This window comes from Bradyrhizobium sp. CW1, from assembly GCF_023100665.1.
Taxonomy (GTDB): Bacteria; Pseudomonadota; Alphaproteobacteria; order Rhizobiales; family Xanthobacteraceae; genus Bradyrhizobium; species Bradyrhizobium canariense_D.
This window is the reverse complement of record NZ_CP064684.1, coordinates 1,382,536-1,399,908: the sequence shown is the minus strand read 5'-3', so window position 1 is coordinate 1,399,908 and position 17,373 is coordinate 1,382,536. Positions and strand designations below refer to the sequence as shown.

Sequence of the window (17,373 nt, the reverse complement as noted above, 5' to 3'; positions counted from 1 at the left end):
CCTCAATGGGCGGATGAACCCTTTGATGCGACGTGCAAATCCGCGGCCATTACGCGGAAGCGGGGCTGCAAAATCAATTCGTTCTGCTATGATGTTTTGGCCCAGAGTATAATCGGCAGTGATATGAACCTGCGCCAGCTCGAGATTCTCCGCGCCGTCATCCGCCACCGCACCACGGTTGCGGCCGCCGACGAACTGGCGCTGTCGCAGCCTGCCGTCAGCAATGCGCTGAAGACGATGGAGGCGCAGGCGGGTTTTGCGCTGTTCGAGCGCGTCAACAACCGGCTGTTTCCGACCACGGAAGCGATGGCGCTCTACAAGGAGAGCGAGGCGATCTTCGCGCTGCACGCAAAGCTCGAGAACCGCGTGCGCGATCTGCGCGAGAACCGCTCCGGGCATCTCGCGCTGGTCGCGACGCCGCCGCTCGCCTACAGCATCATCCCCGCGGCGCTGTCAGGCTTCCTGCGCCGCCGCCCGGAGACGCGGGTGTTCTTCGACGTGCGGCGCTATGAGGGCATCATCGAAGGCGTGCTCAACCGCGTCGCCGAGCTCGGCTTCGCGCTCGGGCTGACACATCATCCGGGCATCGCCCATGAGGTGGTGCACACCGGCGAGATGGTCTGCGTGCTGCCGCCGCAGCACCCGCTCGCCGACCGGCCGGTGATCTCGGCAGCCGACCTGTCCGGCCTGCCCTTCATCGGGCTCGAGCGCGGCACGCGGCTTGGCGAGGCCGTGCGCGACAGTTTCGCACGCGCCGGCGCGCCGTTCCAGCCGACCGTCGAGGTGCGCTACTGCAACACGGCCTGCGTGCTCGCCGCCGCTGGCGTCGGCGCCGCGGTGGTCGATCCCTTCTCGCCACGGCAGAACGGCGGGACCGGCCTCGCCGTACGGCCGTTCGCGCCGACGACGCACGCCGTGGCCTATATGCTATGGTCGGAAGCCGAGCCGCTGTCGCGCCTGGCCAAGGCGTTTCTCAACGAGGTCCGGAAAGAGAGTGCGCTGCTGGAGCGCACAGCGCCACACCAACAACATGGGGCAGGAAGCGACTGAGCTTGACCTTTACCGGAGGGCACATGGCACGCATCACCATCATCGAGACCGGACAGGTCCCACAAAAATATTGCGAGCGCCACGGTTCATTCCCGGACATGTTCGAGCGCATGGTCCGCGCCGAGGATCCGACAGCTACGGTCGAAATCGTCAGCATCCCGAACGGCGATGCGCTGCCCGATCCGCGCAATTTGGAGGCGGTGCTGATCACCGGCGCGGCCGCCGGCGTCTATGACGGGCTCGACTGGATCGCGCCGCTGGAAGATTTCGTGCGCACGGCCTACGCCAACAGGACACCCATGGTCGGCGTCTGCTTCGGCCATCAGTTGATCGCGCAGGCGCTCGGCGGCACCGTGCGCAAGTCGGAGAAGGGCTGGGGCATCGGCCGGCACGTCTATCAGGTGCTGCCGGACAACGGCGTCGTTGACGGCGAAGCGGTCGCCATCGCCTGCTCGCATCAGGACCAGGTGATGGAGCCGCCCAACGATGCGCTGACGATCCTCTCCTCCGATTTCACCCCGCATGCCGGCCTGCTCTACGCCAACGGCGCGACGCTCACCCTGCAGCCGCATCCGGAGTTCGACGTGGAGTTTGCGCAAGTGTGCTGCGAGCTGCGCATCGGCAAGGCGCCGGAGGATGTCGTTGCCACCGCGAGGGAATCACTGGCGCAGCCGATGGATCACGCCAAGCTTGGTGGCGCGATTGCAAGGTTTCTGGCGAAGCGTACGGCAACGTAGTCCGCAGCTCTCGCCACGCAGACTCTTCCCTTCTCCCCTTGTGGGAGAAGGTGGCGCGAAGCGCCGGATGAGGGGTCTCTATCCGCGGATTCAATCGCGAGAGGTGCTCGCTGAGGGAGACCCCTCACCCGTCTCGCCGCTTCGCGGCGAGCCACCCTCTCCCACAAGGGGAGAGGGAAGAAAGCGACAAGCTCGTCTTGATAGGCCTCAGAACGGATCCGTCCCCAGCCCCACCACATCCGCAGGCCTCGGCCCCGGTGCCGGCCAGTGAAACCGCCGGTCCTTCTCCGCAATCGCGATGTCGTTGATCGAGGCCTCGCGGCGCCGCATCAGGCCGTGCTCGTCGAACTCCCACTGCTCGTTGCCGTAGGAGCGATACCACTGGCCGCTCGCATCGTGCCATTCGTACTGGAAGCGAACCGCGATGCGGTGTTCGTCAAACGCCCAGAGGTCCTTGATCAGGCGGTAGTCGTGCTCCTTCTCCCATTTGCGGGTGAGGAACGTGACGATGGCCTCGCGCCCCTGAAAAACCTCGGAGCGATTGCGCCAGCGGCTGTCCTCGGTATAGGCGAGCGAGACGCGCACCGGGTCGCGCGAATTCCAGGCATCCTCGGCCATGCGGGCCTTTTGCGCTGCGGTCTCACGGGTAAAGGGCGGGAGCGGCGGGCGCGACATGAGGGCCTCATCGGTTGGCGGGAGTGCAATCTATCGCCGCGCGCGGAGGAGTCGAGAGGCCGTCCGCTATCGCCCGATCACGAAATCAGATCAGCCTTCATCAAGGCGCGGATCGATTTCGGGATCGGCTGGGCACGTCCGCCGCTGATGAAGGCGACCTGCACCTCGGCTTTGACCAGCACGACTTCGCCGCGCCGCACCTCCTGCGCCAGCATGATGGAGGCGCCCTTCACGGCGACCGGCCAGGTCACGACATCGAGCACGTCGTCCATCCGGGCAGGCTTGAGGAAATCGAGATGCATCGAGCGCACCACGAAGGCGAAGCTTGCCTCTTCCGCCCCGGCCTGCTCGAACAATGCCTGCTGCTCGGCGCCCATCAGCCGCAGATGATTGGTCCGCCCGCGCTCCATGAAGCGCAGATAGTTGGCGTGATAGACGATGCCGGAAAACTCTGGCTTGCCAACATCGCAACACAGCGCCTTGATTTCATTGGGGCGTTGGAGGGCTATAGCGTGAACAAGCGTAGATTTATCCATGCCCTTCCATGGCGAGCCGCAGTGACTTCGGGATGCGCTGTGCTTATCCGCCCGAGATAAATGCCACGCGTACGCGGGCCGTGACTAAAAGATCGTCTCCGCGCCTACATTCCTGGAGCAAGGCAATCGATGCGCCCCTCACCTCTTCTGGAACTGTGACAACCTCAAGCAGGTCGTCCAAGATTGCCGGTTTTAGAAAATCGATGGTCATCGAACGGACCACAAAGGCAAAGCCTGGCGCATCGTTCTGCGCTTCTTTGAGGAGCTCTCGCTGATTCGTTCCGAGCAAACGCAAGTAATTTGTTCTGCCGCGTTCCATGAAGCGCAAGAAATTCGCGTGATAAACAATCTGGCCGGAGTCCGTATCTTCGAAATAGACGCGGACCTGCATATGATGGTGACCGCCGCGAATTTCGCCATCAAGAGAAGCTGTCACGGTACGATCCCCCCAATTGTGGTCCCGAGAACCAATTGTCTTGCATACAGGCAATTTACTGAGCAATCGTCAAAGCTCTTGGGCTCGGCTCCTGCAATCTGAAAATTCAGCGCCTACCGTGTGAATGCTGCCTGCACTTTGGGGATCTACAGCGGCGCCGGGCTGCCATCGTGCCAACCCAACCGGACTGAAAATCAAACGCTCTTGCCGAGCGGCAAGAGCGCAACGTCTGCGATCCAACTGCGGCTTCGAATGTTCCCAGGGAAGTCCAAATCCCGGGCTTGCAACACTCAATTCCTTCGGTTGGCCGAAGGGCAGATACCGCGGCTCGCGGCGTAGATAAAGTACGCTATCGCCCGACTGAGCACAAAGCCCCAAGACGCATGCGGGCATGTGGTAGGGATGCTTTGTCGATTCCAGGGCGTTCTGCCTGTACATATGGAATGGCGCAGCTCCGTCCCACTACTCAATGGTTGCGGCGCGCCGGTTCGGGCTGCTAGGTCGCGTTATGTACGTTTTGGCAGAGGCGGAAAATGAGAAGGATTGTTCGGCGCACATGCCTCACGGAGTTTGTCAAATGCGCGTGTGAATCCAAAAAGGCTAATTTGCTCACCGAAGATTTCCCGTTCCACGTCATATGCAGACAGAATTGCCAACCAATCTTTTTCTGACAAGCGTTGGATGAGCAACTGTTGATCGTATGGCAGGGCTTGGTACCCCGCGTTTTCGTGGCGACTCGTGAACGGGTTATCTTGTTTGAACTCTCCCCGTTTGGCAATGTCGGACACGTTTTGGGAGCTTGGCTCGGTATCGTACCTGACCAGATCCTTCATTGCGGCCGTACGCTTGACGAAGTCCTCTTGTACACCGAGGATCTTGGCTATAGCGATCGATCCGGATATTCGACTGTTCAAGAAGGCAAGTGTTTTCGGATTCATTTCCACCAAGGTGGGCGTTAACGGGAGGGGCTGGCTTCGCTCAAACCCCGTAACCGAAATCCATCGACCATTCGAGATTTCGTCAAACAGATTCCCATTTCTATACTTGAGCTCTATGCCAATCCCTTCTTGAATTCGTTCTGTGGGCTTATCGATCTTCACCCTCATCGAATTGTCATTAGTTGCGCGATCTACGACGAATTCGATACCTGTTGCTGGACGGAGTGTTGATAGGGCATCCGCATCGACCAGGTACCAGAAGCCGGCTGCGGTGTTTGGAAGCGCATCCTGAAACGGAATGTAGCGAAGTTTTGTCTGCTTCCCTGTGCCGAACAATCGCATCTGCCACATGCGGAACTGGTTCTTTTCCAACAATGAATTTCCGTATGCAACGCCCGTCGATTCGATAAAGCAAATCTGGGAACGCCTGCCGGCCTTCATACCAAGGACTTCGTAATCGCCTTCTTTTGCGAGAGATTGGGCCTCTTCAATCGAGAACAGATTGGTGAGAGGCCACGCAGGGGGCGTCGGCACTTCGTTCACGCCAAACACAGCGCGCGCGCTTTTGAAGTGTGTTCGCTTTAGTGCTTCCTTGACTTTCGGCGCATCGACAAAAAAGACGAAGTCGCTTTCTCGCCTGCTATCCAGGATCGGGCCCCATTGGGGAAGAACGCGGTAGTTTTCATAGCGGTTTACCAAACCTCGTACTTGGGACATCAGGTCGGTCAGCGTGATCATCCCATCTGGCGTCGCCGCAGGCTGATCTGGTGGATTTCCTTGGGGTGGCTGATTTTGCCCGCTCGCTGACATCCAGACCGGCGGCTTGTTCGTTCGCAAAATGGAGATGATGGTCTCGAAGAACACGCTCCCCATCCCCTTAGGTCCCGCGTACACGATGTCTTGCTCGCGGCCAGCTGTGGCTGCGACGGCGGCTTCGTCCTTGAAAGACGGTTGCCCGAACCGCAACCTATCCCGCAGAAACGCTCCGCCTTCGCACGAGTTCAGCAGGGCAAGGAATTGGTGTGACGCAATAATCGTTGGCCTCAACATCGATCGCAAATCGGTCATGGAAATAGCGTCGTCTGCGCTCTTCTGACTGTCAATAATCAAGCGTTCGGCACGTTGTGTAAGAATATACGACTCGTTGGCCCAGAATCCTCCATGTCCGCTGTATGCAAACACAACTTGTGAACCAAAACGATTTTGAAGGATCGATGGTAGGTACTCTGAAAAGAGCCGAACAAATTGAGTGGGCTCCACAGCCTCATTCTTGGAAACGATGACTACATCGTAGGCCAGAAAATTCGCGAAGAGATCGATAAGATTCTCTATATCCTTTCCTGCGGGTGGAAGCGTGGGCTCTTTGGCCATCTGCGGATAGCGGTCTATGCCAGCTACCACGGCTACTCTAAGGGGACGCGTTGCGCGGGCGTCGAGGCCAAAGAGTATCCTGAGAAGCTGGGACCAAGGAGTTGGTGCGGGTTGATCATCGCACCTTACCACCGTGAATCTGGCATCGGCTGGCACCTGCGGACAGGCGAGAGCGCTTTCGCAGTACAATGCTGCGGCCATGACGAGCAGTCGCCATAGCCTCGCGGTGAGAAAACGAGGGGGACGCATACTACCTGCTAGCTTTGGTTCGCGTCGTTGTGCGAAGCAACGTTTCCCAAAAAAAGCCGGTCTGGTAGGCCAGCAAGAAAAGAGTCGCAACCCCAAGCAGCGATGTGTCATTGGCCGACTCTGCGAGCTTGATGACCGGTATGAGAGTCATGGGTGCGCAGCACGCGGGGCGGACAAATGCAGCCAAAGGAGCACGAAGGGTACCGAGCTTGAAATACACGCTGCCGACGATGCCAAGGAGCGCACCAAAGATAGCCGCCAGCAGGTGCAAAGGTGAGAAGTCAGACAGCTTGTCGCCGAACGGAATGGTCGGGTCGCCGGTATTGAATGGGTTGAAGAAGACGCCTTTCGCAAAAAGTAGGCAATAGAATGCAAAAGTTGCAATGGCGATGTTCACTCCTAGCTTTCCGACGAAAGGAAGCTCCGATCGAAACGTCAGAAAAATCGTCAGAGCGGCAGAAATCACAAAAAGCAGCAAATAAACCATGACGTGCTCCGCAGGAACTAACTCCAATAAAGTGTCGCGTGCCAGTTATCGCGATCTTACTCGATCAACACCGCGCTCGCACGAGCGCTGCTCCAAATAGGCCTCCATCTCGGCCTTGTGCGATTCCGCTTGCTCGGCCTCTGCCTGGCGCTGCTGTTGTTCTACCGGCCGAATGGTATTGTTTTCCTGTCATCTGCCATCTCTCGTCCTTCGTCCTGTCGTTTTTGTCCTGCAGGTCCGTCGAACAGCCTTTCGAGGGACTCTGAGATCTTGCCAAGAAGTTTAATCCGCCGCTTCCGAGCGTGTCGAATCCGTCGCGGCGCGGCGCCCTCCGCTTTCATGGCCAAAACCCGTGCGAGGCCGTGCAACTGGCTCGCAGAATAAGCTTCCTGGTATCGTTCGCGGTAGTGCTCCGTGCGGGGCCTACATGCAATTGGGCCTCGCGGTCGATGCCTTGATCTGCCAGGCTGCGCCGGTCCATCCTTATGTCATATCCGGCCCTCTGAAGGACGATATTGGCTTCCTGCTCTCATCCCTCTTGGAAGCGCTCGGCACTGCCACGCTCGGTCGTCATCACAACCCGTTTGCCGGTTCTCGGTCACGATCCCTGAAAATGATGTGGGCGTGAGGATTATCGAGGTCTTTTGGCCCAGCGTGGATGGCGGCCGCCCAGGAGGCCCGTCCTTCGGTGGCAGAAGGCATATACAATGCTGACGTTTTCATCTTCATCGTGGGTCAGCTCTAAGGGAAGGGCCACCACCACCTTGTCGATAACGCAGGCATTCTTGCGCTCGGCCTGCTCTTCCTGATCCAGCCCCCCTCATAAGGCCGGACCGGTCGTTAGGCATCCGGCGGCTGATGATTTCCATGCAACGGTCTTGACCGGTGGCGTAGCGGGCAAAAAGCTGGCGGAGCCGGCAGCATGGGTGCTCCGGCCAAAAAAGCTGTGATTGAGGCTGGAGATCGCCATTGGGCGGCTCCAGGATACTCAGCTACCCGGACCCAACTGTCTCATGAAAAAATGCGCTATGCAACCGGCGGATGTTTCTATGGCGGTGAGAATATGACGGTGCCAATCTAAATGCCAATTGCGTGGGGCCGCCCTTGGGCGGGTTGGGGAATTCAGCATGTCAGTTCATGGGACAGCCCGATGGGCGACCCGCGACGAGGCAGACGATTCCGAGCTGCTGTCATCGTCGGGAATGTTTGTCGGGTTCGGGTGGGAGAGCAAGAACGACTTTGAGCCCTTCCCGATACAACGCTGATCTTAGTCAGCCCATTGTAGGTGACGTCGGCGGCGGCAAATTTACCAACGCGATTGCGCCGTTTCTTTTCGGTAGCGGGCTTGATGATCAAGCCGACGTCGTTGTCGACCCGGAGGGCGAAATTGCTCAAGCAGCCGGACCCTTCTTCCATCGGGCTTTCGCCGCTAAACAGAATGTGTTCGTGCTTGATCCTTGGAATGAGGCCGGCACGGGTTCGACTGCAACTCTCAACTTTCTTTCGCTGATCGCTGCCACAACCCCAACCACGTGGACGACGCAGGAGATTGAGAACAGAGACTACTGCTCGCTCGCGAGATACGCGTATGAACGATCGCGCGCATGGACATGCAAGAGGGCTGGAAGGAGCTTCGCGGACGTCTTGCGACGTCTCCGCGACCGACGATGAGCAAATGTCGGAGTTGCTGCGCGTGTCCGGGCTCGCGCCCGAGGCGCCCCGGATCGGCGACGAACCACCGGGCCGTGCGCGCGCTGTCCCTCGCGATTCGACGCCTATGGCTTTGCCGTCACGGTCGGCCTCGATGGGCCGGCCGATGTCCATGATCGCCTTCGTCCCTCCAAGGGAGGCCGAGGCAGCTTCGAGCGCATCATCGAGCGCGTGCGTCCGCTGTTGAAGCTTCCCGCGCGAACATGTCGGCGTCTGCCTCAGTCCCGGTGTCATCCACCAACTCGGCTTCCTGGGCATCCGGCACATCTTGGACGATCCGGCCCACTGTGCAATTGCGTTGGGGATCGTCAGGTTTCCAGCCGGCACCGGTCCCCACGTTGATCGCGGACAGAGGTCGGTTTGACGCGGACCTGCTCAGTGCGGGAGCAGATTGCGGCGTTCGGGTTCTCCAACCCGCCGGGATAGATCGACTGGCACGCGATGGGTCTGGATGGCAAGCCGATGTCACCGAACCGTCGGGCCGCCAATACGGGACCGTTATATCATCGATGCGCGCGGCAGAACTTCGCGCGCTCGGTAGCGGCGAACCTGAATGGGTCCCCGCACTCTGGCGCTACGCGGCACGTGGAGCGGCAACACGCAGGCCAGCGTGCGCATCGGCGCCGCCGCGTCGTCCTGGAGCTGGGCAGCGCCAATTGCAAGTCGTCGACGCCTTGCCATCGCGTTCGCGGCAGCGCACCCCCTCCAGGAAATGGCGGGCTCGCTGGGCGACCGTTATTTGCGCCTATTAGAAGAAGCCGGCGTGCTCGGACCCGGCCTCGATCTTGAAGGCGAGCCGCGGGTTTGCGACGCCGCGCCCTATCAAACAGACAATGACGAGCCGGGCGTGTCGCGGATTGGCGATGCCGACACAGCCCTCGATCCGCTGTCGTCTAGCGGCGTCCAAGCCGCAATTCAATCTGCGCTCCGCGCGGGCCCGGTCGTCAACACCATGCTCGCGCCGTCGTCCGACAAGGACGCCGCAAGCGAATACTGGAAGGCGCGCCGATCCGCGCAAGCCGCGACACATCGCAGCTGGTCATCGGACCGATACGCCGAGGCGTACCATGTCCACGCGACTGAGTTTTGGCGTGTTCGGGCGACGCCCATGCCGCCGCGTGTCGAAAACGCCCTGCCAGCAACACCATTGCCGCCGCCGGACCAGATACTGGCCCTGAGTGCAGCAGCCGAGCTCGTGCAGTCACCCAGCCTGATCGGCGCCCAAGTTGTCCGCACCACCTTCCTGTTCCATCCGAATTTGCAGGAAGCCGTCGCCTTCGTGGACGGCGTACCGCTTCATGCGGTCCTCGCATCGATGTCGACATTGTCCACCGCGCTCCGAACTGATCGCAATCTGGCAAACCGCATGGAGAAGGCCCTGGCGGTTCTGGGTTGGCTTTGGCGGAACGGCATCGTCACGGCCGGACTGGAAGCTCCGGCGACCGCCCGCAGAAGGAGCTGAAACAGTCTGCGGATCAGCCGGCGCGGCTGCCTCCGAATGGCTGTTTGATCGTCCCTATGTTACCGGCCGCCCTCGCGGAGCCGGAAATGTCCTCAGACCAGCCATTTCAATCAATGGCCGCATCTGGGGTCTTCGTCGCTGGCTGCGTGGAATGGATTGACTACATCAGAAAGGCGCATGTAGTATCAACGGCAACGTGAGGTGGCTCACGTCTTTTTATTTAGTTCGAACTATTTTTTGAATCGATTGAATTTGGTCCGCGCTTTCGTGCGCGGCGTCATGTGCGCACCGTCATTTGGGTAGTCAGGTGATGCAACGCTTAAATCCGTGGGAAGCGCGGCTTCCGATCCGGTTTGGCCAGGCTGCATGGGTGACCGGGGTCGCCCTGGGTTTCCTGCTTCAGCCGGCAATCGCAGCAGAGCTCGTTCAGCCGCCAATCTGCTCTGAAGCAACGGCAGGACAGCCTGATCTCGCCGGCATCTGCTCCATTACGCCGCTCGGCATTGGCCAAAACGAGGTGAAGATCACTCTGAGGGCAGCCAGCGCCGAGATCGTCATGGGTGGCTACAAGGTCACCTCCGGAAACTACAATTACAACTATCTGACCCCAATCGTTGAAGCGATGCCGGGCGATACCGTTTCGGCGCACCTGATCAACGCGCTCACCCCCAGCGCCAACGGCAGCATGCACGACCATAATGACGGTTCGACGAACCTTCATTATTTTCATGGCGGAATCGTATCGCCGAACAACGCGCGACCCGCGCCCGCGGAGCTTGGCACGGGTGACAACGTCTATGTCCATCTCAAGTCCGGCCTGCGTTTCGATTACAAGGTGCCGATCCCGGGAAAGACGCCGATCCCCGGCAATGACATGATCGACGCACGCGTTCTCGAAAGCACGGGACTCATCCCGCACCCTCTTGGGCTGAATTGGTATCACTCGCATCTGCACGGCACCTCGTCGGATCAGGTGATGGGTGGAATGTCGGGACTGCTTTCGGTCGGCGAAGCAACGGCCAACGTCAAGGCGGGCTGTCTGCCGGATCCGAACGACAAGGAGAAGTGCTCCAACGACATCGCGAAGGACACAAGCGACTTGAAGCGCATCACCATGGTGCGCTATGCGCTGCTCCGCGACATGCCGGTGATGAACATCGCCAAGCTCCCCGGCGAGGCGAACGGCGATGCCGCGACGTGGGATCCCGATCCGGCCGCGCGGGATTTTACCCCAGGCAAGCCATGCGGGGTGTGGAAGCCGGACGGTTCCGGACCGGACCTCGATCCGAAGCTGCGAACCGGCTTCTGTCAGCGCGAGCAGAAGAAGGCACTGCTTTTTACTGTGAACGGGCAGCGATACCCGACGATCACTGTGGAGGGCGGCAAGAATCTCCTCCTCCGGCTGGGCAATCTCAGCGCCAACATCCCGTACTGGCTGGAGCTGCGGAACGAGGACGCGACGGACACGAAGCCTCTGCGGATGACGATCCTCAGCCTCGATGGAGTCGTCCCGGCGATACCGATTGCGCCCGGGCAGGCACAGAAACCGGTGCAGGCCGTCGACTATGACGATGTGCTGATGATGCCGGCCACGCGTGCGGAGATTTACGTGCGCAACGACGACAAGCACGAGCGCCAGCGGGTCTATATTCTCAAGACCAAGCAGCACACGGTCGAAGCGGGGACGGACGAATGGCCGGAGATCCAACTGGCCCGTATCGTGCTGGAGCCAAATGCGACCACCAGCAACGTGCGGATCGCATTGAATGCTGCCGTCGCCACTCCCGGTCCACCCCAAACTCCGAGTGCCGCATTGGCGATTGAGACGACGGAGCTACCCCCGGGATGCATTCGCGATCTGGCCCCGGCATTTCGCGAATATCGCCGTGTCATGTTTCTGGATGGCGTCACGACGAGCAACGGGAAAATGACGGATTGGAGCGTTTTCACCCAGATTATACGCCCGACGGGACCGGACCCGCAGGACGAACCGATGCACAACCCGCCACCGGATGAAGATCCCGACAAAAACACGGTCGGGCTCAACGGAGGGGGCATCCCATTCGAGGAATATGTCGGAAGCGATGAGCTGGTCGATTGGACGAAGAAGCATGTGTGTGTCTTCATCGACAAGAAAGCTCATGCGGGCAGCCACAAACAGCTTTGGGTTCTGACCAATGCAACCGGCACTCTGCATAATTTCCACATTCACCAGATGAAATTTCGTTTGGCGACAGGCAATGAACTCAACAGCTATTTCATAAAGCCTCCTGCTTCGGCGCGCACTTGCGGCCAGGGCGCATGCCCGGCGAATACGCCAAACTATGATCTCTATGACGATCAACAAAACAGCGACCTGGATCCCGGCGCGACGCGACGCTGGCACGATACGATTCCGCTGCCTCCGGGGCAGTCGGTGTTTGTGGTGATGAGCTTCGATACAAGCCAGCAGCTCGGACGATTCGTTTTCCATTGCCATATCCTCAAGCACGAGGACAAAGGGTTGATGGCTCCTATCGAGGTCTGGGGTCCCGGGCTGGCAGCGCAATAGCGTCAAAACGCCAAGTGAGGAGGAGACCAATGAGGACGTTGTCAATGCCGCTTCCGACGGCGAGCATCATTGTCGGTGCAACTCTGGCATTTGCGGGTGCTGCATCTGCGGCCGACACCCATGTGATCGGTGTCCAGGGGCTCGCTTGGACCTACAAGGACAAGAAATCGACGGCTTCCACACCTCTCGCCGTCGATGATCTGAAGGTCGGCGACATCGTCGAGGTTCAGATCCCCAGCGGCCCCGTCCATCACGGATTTGTCACCATCAAGCGAACCGATGGCGGGTCTCCGGCCGAGGACAAGAGTCCCGTGCTTGCCTGCGACGACACGACGGCCAAACCCAACGCCGCGCTCCGCGAACTCGATTGCAACGGGACCACCAGTAAGTTCGGCGTCGGGTTCACTGGAAGCCTTCGGCTGGAAGTCACGGACAAGTTCAAGGATCCGGTCGACTTCTTTTGTGTGATCCACAAGGGCCTCATGCCGGGAGTGCTCAAGCTCGCGCCGTAAGATCGGCAGCGCTCGCACGCGCCCCTTGTCGCTCGCCCCGAAGCACTTCGCATGCTCGTGCGGAGCGACGGGGAGAATGAGGGAAAGTCCCATCGCGGCTGCGATCTTCCCGGTGGGCTCACGAATTGAGCTGCCATCGACGTTCTCGCATTTCGTGCGTCGTGGCGGCGAACGCGCGCAACGATATTGATGGCCCGGATGTCGGGTTGCTCAAGGAGGGGAAAGTCTCATGGCCAAGGCAAAGACGAAGAAGTCGGTTACAAAGAAGAAGTCAGTTACGAAAGCGAAATCGGGCAAGGCCAAGAAATCAACCACCAAGAGAGCGGTCAAATTTCGTCCGATGAACGTTGTTACCTCCCCGGGTTCGCCGGCTGAAAAGTATTACCGGGGGATGGCCGCGCCGATGGCCGCCATTGTAGCAGCGACCGCGTCGAAATTCGCGCCAACTCCCGCGCACAATCTGATCAATCACGGTGGAAATATCATCCAGGACCTCGTCTATACCAATTTCTATATCGGTGGCGCATCGTCATGGGCGGCAAGCGACATCAAGAATATCGACGATGCTTTGGCAGCCGCGATGGCGGACACCAACTTGAACAACGTCATGATGCAGTATTTCAAGAACAAGCCGATCACCACAACGTTCGAGCCCTCGCACATACTGCCTGGCGCAAGACCATCCCAGTTCTCGCAAGGCGACGTCGAACAGCTGGTCAACAGCCTTTTCCAGCAGGGCGCGCTGCAGGGTTTCGATTTCGGCTCGACCGTCTTCAATTTCCTGCTGCCGAGCGGAACGATCTTGACGACCGATGAGGATCCGACGGCTGCAATCAGCGTCGGCAATGCCGCCGCCGCTGCTGCTATTCCCGTCGAGGATGAAGCGAGCTCGCTGCGAGGGTTGGGCGGCTATCATGGCTCAATCCATCCGACCAGCAAGGTCACGATCTACTACGCTATCGGCGTCTTCTCCGAAACGCGGCCGAGCGGATCCGATAACGGGATCGTCGCGTTCGATCAGCCATGGAAAAACATCGTTGCGACGCTTTATCACGAGCTGAACGAGGCTCGGACGGACCCCGACGTGGAGGATGCCATTCGGGCCGGCAGCAGCCCCAATGCGGTCAAGTTTCTCGGATGGACGTCCGCGCAGGGTGAAGAGTGCGGCGACTTCCCGATAACCGAAGCTGGTGCGAATCTGAGCCGCGTGATGAAGGAGGTGAATCTCACCATTGGCACTCGAACGGTGCCCATTCAATTTCAATATTCGAATGCCGTAGCAGGACCAGAAGGTCCAATTCAAGCCCCGCATGTTTAGGACCAGATGGCATTGTCACCCCGCGAAATGACGATGCGACGTTTCTCGACGCGCTTGGGCGTGTCGAAAAATGTAAACTTCTGAAAAATAGCAATCTCGTAAGGCCGATTTTCGGCGTTATTCAATTAGTTATATACACTCCCATCCGCTGTCGGAAATAATTCGCTTTTCGACGCCGACGGCGCGGTGCATCCAAGCGTCGTGTGTCCCGTTTCCAATTGCGACTTCCACGATTTCGTTCGGCTTTCGCGCCGGGATGCGGGCTCGGTCTAGCGGCTGACCTTTCGAAAGGCAGCCACCGCGCATCAGCAGCGATTTCGATCTCTTGGCCGCGCAAAGAATCGCAATGTGGCGAGAGCGAGATCCGCAATTGTTCGCGCTGCCGCATCGCAAGCGGTTCTGCGACATTCCGCGCGTGGCAATCAGCAAGAAAATTGTTGCACAACCCGAGGCATCATCAGATAGTAGATACCATATTAGATTGTGACAAGAATACTTACTGAGATTGGGGACGCTGATGGTTGGGAGGGCAAGCACCAGAGGCGTCGGAAGGGAGGCTCACCATGAGTCTCGGCCAAGATCCGCTTAATCCTACACGCACCCATCCTTTATCGTATGCAGCGGCGGGACTCGATCGTCCCTCCGACTCCGTGGGCTCATCTCCATCCAGCCTTCGCGCGAGAGTGGTCGGTATAGATCCCAATGGAGGCCGACCCATGACAGACGGCGAACGCGCGTCCCTGGGCGACCCCTTCTTCGAGCTCGTACTGGCGCGCGGACGCTTCCCAGGGACGGCTGCCGAACTTCTCGCCGTCCTGAACGAGACGAATGGCGCCCCCGAAGGCCTGCCTGAGCAAATGGTCTTCGTCGTCGCGGAAGCCGGCCAGATTCCATTCAACAGTGCAAGCGCGCGGCTGCCGAGGAGTGTCCGCTACGTCGTCACCCGCGGCCGCCCCGCCAGTGGACCAACGGTTCTGGTCAGCACGCGACCGCCCGCGACCGATCCGACCGCTTTTCTGCAGGTCGCGGGCTGGGACAGTCGCAACAAGGTGTTTCATTTCTACGAGCGCGCAGGAGACGCATGGTTGTGGGAAGGCTCCTCCTGGCAAGCGTTCGATGATGCAGCGCGGGGCAAAGGGCCATTCGATAGCCACGTGAATGGCACGCTGGTCATGAAAGAACTGCGCTTGCCCTGGCTGCACTGGAACAGCACGGCGCAGGAGATCCCACTCGAGTCCTTTCCGCCCGATCACCCGGTGAGGACCGATCCGCTTTTCGCTGCCCGCGAGAGCGCGGACATCCTGGAGCGGCGGGTGGTCCGCCCGGCCGTTCAACGCTGGACCCGCGCGCGCCTTGATCGCCTGCTCGGCGCGCCAGGCGGTGTCGCGGCGCCCAGGGAGCTGTTGCGCCACCTGCTCGCGGCCACATCCGTCAATATCGTCTCAAGCGAGGAGCGAAGCCGCGGGAGCAAGCCGGAGTTCGGACTGCCGGCCACTTTCTTCTTCGACGTGGAGAGCATCGTCAACCAGCTCGCGCTCGATATCTCCGGACTCGGCCAAGCGTTTCAGGTGCGACGACCGGACTACGAGAGCGCCGTCGCCGCACTCGGGCTCGTGCTGAAGCACTCGGATGCGGGCTTCCAGCAGGCCGGCGATGCTTTCTTTGCCTGGCCTGTTTCGGAGCGGGCATTCGAGGACTGCGTAGTCGTGGGCGAGCTCACGCGACGAGGCATCCTTTCTCCCGGCTTTGCGCTTGGGCTCCTGATGGTGGACGCCTGGAATCCGACTGACTCGGCCACGCGTGAAAGTCTGCTGCAGTACGTCCCCGCGGGGACAACGCCAGCAGGCCAGATCGAGGCCGAAACGCGCAGCAACATCAACGATGCCGCGACCGGCCTACCTCCAGAGGCACCGGAACGCATCGCAGCTGACTACCTGACGCTCGACGAGGGAGCGATGCGCACACGGGCCGCCGCCGAGCTTGACGCGTTCGTTGCCAAAGTGCGCGCGCGTCTCGCGACGTCGCAAGGCGTTCTCGATTTCATGCGTGTCGCCGATTGGCGCAGGCGCGCTTTCCGCAAGCGCAGGATAGCTGAATTCGGCCTGACGCTGCCGTTCAGCAATATCGACGAGAACGCGCCGCCCCTGGCAGTAACCAGGGATGCCGAGGTGGTCGAACGATGAGATTTCCGGTCCTGTCGCGCAGTCATCAGGGAGGTGAATATGGCGTTTCAACGGTTTGACCCACCGGGTTTTCTCGACGATTTCGGACCGGCCCAACGCGATGCCTGGCATCAGTTCATCTCCGACGCGATGAACTCCGCTCAAGACGGTAGCGGCGATCCGTTCGACTCGCCCCGGGCGCAGTTCTTCAATGCCGCCAAAGTCGAGGCGGGACCCAACCCGGCGTTCGAAGATGTGAAATGGACAGCGTTTCCCCGCATTGTGCAGATCAGCAGCGGCTCGGACATGGAGCGCTGGCGCTCTGCCGATGCCTCACGCGACGTTCAGGACGAGTACTGCGAGTGGAGCGTGACCCGGCAATCCGGCACGAACAAGATGACGCGGGTCACGTTTACCTGCGAAGGGCCGGAGTACTGGCGCTTTCTCGCCGCAACCGATCCGACCCAAACGCTCGCACTCTACAAGCAACATGTCGACGCCTCGGCAACACAGGCAGACCTCTTCACCCCATCGGGGGCCTACATCTTGCGCAACCGCTTCAACAATTCGACCTCCAACGGGGCCATGCACCTCGTGCAGAGAAACAACACACTGGGCGCCGAGATCGAGATCGCGGGCGCGGCAACGGTTTCGCGGCTGCGCGCCGATGGTTCGCCGATGGTCGATACCCTGGAATTGATCCGGTGTGGCCGATACGGCGCCGAACAGCGACACAGCGACCCATTCATCGGCGCGCGCGTGAACTTTCATGCGCGTAGCAAGGCAGACGTTACTGTCGCCAACCCTGTCGGCATCTATTTCGGCGGCCTGGACATGCAGGAATGGGAAACCCCCGACGGCAGCGATCCTGCCTCCTTCTGGAAGTATACGCGCGGAACTCCAGAACGTCCGGTCCGAGCCGTCATCGAAGTGCCGAGCGACCGCGGTTACGTGCTGGGCGATGTACTAATCGACGGAAGAGCGATCCAGTTCGGTGGCCAGATCGCAGACCGGATTCAAATGACGATCCGGGCGCTCGCAACGCGCATCGGCCAGAGTACGGCGCAGCCGGTTCGCGGCTGCGTCGGCGACGGAGCGGGTGCCGCCGGCGGTCCTGGCGGGCCGCTTTCGGTGAGCGCGGTGCTTTCGGCCGGCGACACGCGCGGACGGCTCTAGGCA

14 protein-coding genes are annotated in these 17,373 nt (G+C 60.1%); 9 read left to right on the top strand and 5 right to left on the bottom strand.

Annotation, left to right across the window (positions count from 1 at the left end; genetic code table 11):
• Positions 1–123: 123 nt before the first annotated feature.
• Both IVB54_RS06725 and IVB54_RS06720 read left to right on the top strand, forming a co-directional pair.
• Positions 124–1,050, top strand: coding sequence for a LysR family transcriptional regulator (locus IVB54_RS06725; protein ID WP_018453740.1), 927 nt, complete (start codon positions 124–126; stop codon positions 1,048–1,050).
• A gap of 23 nt (positions 1,051–1,073) precedes the next feature.
• Positions 1,074–1,787, top strand: coding sequence for a type 1 glutamine amidotransferase (locus tag IVB54_RS06720; RefSeq protein WP_018453739.1), 714 nt, complete (start codon positions 1,074–1,076; stop codon positions 1,785–1,787).
• A gap of 207 nt (positions 1,788–1,994) precedes the next feature.
• On the opposite strand, the gene IVB54_RS06715 is transcribed toward IVB54_RS06720, so the two are convergent.
• From IVB54_RS06715 to IVB54_RS06695, 5 genes are all read right to left on the bottom strand, one after another.
• Entirely contained in the window at positions 1,995–2,462 is a 468-nt protein-coding gene (locus IVB54_RS06715; protein WP_018453738.1) for a nuclear transport factor 2 family protein, read from the bottom strand.
• A 77-nt stretch (positions 2,463–2,539) separates the two neighbouring features.
• A complete protein-coding gene (locus IVB54_RS06710; RefSeq protein ID WP_247367512.1) occupies positions 2,540–2,998 on the bottom strand; it encodes a YbgC/FadM family acyl-CoA thioesterase in 459 nt (152 codons plus the stop codon).
• 43 nt (positions 2,999–3,041) lie between these two features.
• Complete coding sequence (locus IVB54_RS06705) at positions 3,042–3,434, bottom strand: YbgC/FadM family acyl-CoA thioesterase (protein WP_247361066.1); 393 nt, start codon at positions 3,432–3,434, stop codon at positions 3,042–3,044.
• 506 nt (positions 3,435–3,940) lie between these two features.
• Positions 3,941–5,944, bottom strand: coding sequence for a caspase family protein (locus tag IVB54_RS06700; protein WP_247367505.1), 2,004 nt, complete (start codon positions 5,942–5,944; stop codon positions 3,941–3,943).
• 49 nt (positions 5,945–5,993) lie between these two features.
• Positions 5,994–6,479 carry a hypothetical protein gene (locus IVB54_RS06695; RefSeq protein WP_247361062.1) on the bottom strand — a complete coding sequence of 162 codons (486 nt, stop codon included), beginning with the start codon at positions 6,477–6,479 and terminating at the stop codon, positions 5,994–5,996.
• A gap of 427 nt (positions 6,480–6,906) precedes the next feature.
• On the opposite strand from IVB54_RS06695, the gene IVB54_RS06690 reads away from it, so the two are divergent.
• The 7 genes from IVB54_RS06690 (at position 6,907) to IVB54_RS06660 (ending at position 17,370) form a co-directional block, all read left to right on the top strand.
• Positions 6,907–7,107, top strand: coding sequence for a hypothetical protein (locus IVB54_RS06690; protein WP_039798712.1), 201 nt, complete (start codon positions 6,907–6,909; stop codon positions 7,105–7,107).
• Positions 7,108–8,799: 1,692 nt separating this feature from the next.
• Complete coding sequence (locus tag IVB54_RS06685; protein WP_247455918.1) at positions 8,800–9,651, top strand: hypothetical protein; 852 nt, start codon at positions 8,800–8,802, stop codon at positions 9,649–9,651.
• 310 nt (positions 9,652–9,961) lie between these two features.
• Positions 9,962–12,202 (top strand): multicopper oxidase domain-containing protein, encoded by a 2,241-nt coding sequence (locus tag IVB54_RS06680; protein WP_247367500.1) that lies wholly within the window; start codon positions 9,962–9,964, stop codon positions 12,200–12,202.
• 29 nt (positions 12,203–12,231) lie between these two features.
• Complete coding sequence (locus tag IVB54_RS06675) at positions 12,232–12,714, top strand: hypothetical protein (protein ID WP_157642895.1); 483 nt, start codon at positions 12,232–12,234, stop codon at positions 12,712–12,714.
• A gap of 229 nt (positions 12,715–12,943) precedes the next feature.
• Complete coding sequence (locus IVB54_RS06670) at positions 12,944–14,032, top strand: hypothetical protein (protein ID WP_039798710.1); 1,089 nt, start codon at positions 12,944–12,946, stop codon at positions 14,030–14,032.
• A 716-nt stretch (positions 14,033–14,748) separates the two neighbouring features.
• A complete protein-coding gene (locus IVB54_RS06665; RefSeq protein WP_247477748.1) occupies positions 14,749–16,215 on the top strand; it encodes a hypothetical protein in 1,467 nt (488 codons plus the stop codon).
• Positions 16,216–16,254: 39 nt separating this feature from the next.
• Entirely contained in the window at positions 16,255–17,370 is a 1,116-nt protein-coding gene (locus tag IVB54_RS06660; RefSeq protein WP_247477745.1) for a hypothetical protein, read from the top strand.
• Positions 17,371–17,373: the final 3 nt, after the last annotated feature.

Coding starts and splice junctions, on each gene's coding strand:
- IVB54_RS06725 (WP_018453740.1), top strand. CDS start 124: ATGAACCTGCGCCAGCTCGAGATTCTCCGCGCCGTCATCCGCCACCGC.
- IVB54_RS06720 (WP_018453739.1), top strand. CDS start 1,074: ATGGCACGCATCACCATCATCGAGACCGGACAGGTCCCACAAAAATAT.
- IVB54_RS06715 (WP_018453738.1), bottom strand. CDS start 2,462: ATGTCGCGCCCGCCGCTCCCGCCCTTTACCCGTGAGACCGCAGCGCAA.
- IVB54_RS06710 (WP_247367512.1), bottom strand. CDS start 2,998: ATGGATAAATCTACGCTTGTTCACGCTATAGCCCTCCAACGCCCCAAT.
- IVB54_RS06700 (WP_247367505.1), bottom strand. CDS start 5,944: ATGGCCGCAGCATTGTACTGCGAAAGCGCTCTCGCCTGTCCGCAGGTG.
- IVB54_RS06695 (WP_247361062.1), bottom strand. CDS start 6,479: ATGGTTTATTTGCTGCTTTTTGTGATTTCTGCCGCTCTGACGATTTTT.
- IVB54_RS06690 (WP_039798712.1), top strand. CDS start 6,907: ATGCAATTGGGCCTCGCGGTCGATGCCTTGATCTGCCAGGCTGCGCCG.
- IVB54_RS06680 (WP_247367500.1), top strand. CDS start 9,962: ATGCAACGCTTAAATCCGTGGGAAGCGCGGCTTCCGATCCGGTTTGGC.
- IVB54_RS06675 (WP_157642895.1), top strand. CDS start 12,232: ATGAGGACGTTGTCAATGCCGCTTCCGACGGCGAGCATCATTGTCGGT.
- IVB54_RS06670 (WP_039798710.1), top strand. CDS start 12,944: ATGGCCAAGGCAAAGACGAAGAAGTCGGTTACAAAGAAGAAGTCAGTT.
- IVB54_RS06665 (WP_247477748.1), top strand. CDS start 14,749: ATGACAGACGGCGAACGCGCGTCCCTGGGCGACCCCTTCTTCGAGCTC.
- IVB54_RS06660 (WP_247477745.1), top strand. CDS start 16,255: ATGGCGTTTCAACGGTTTGACCCACCGGGTTTTCTCGACGATTTCGGA.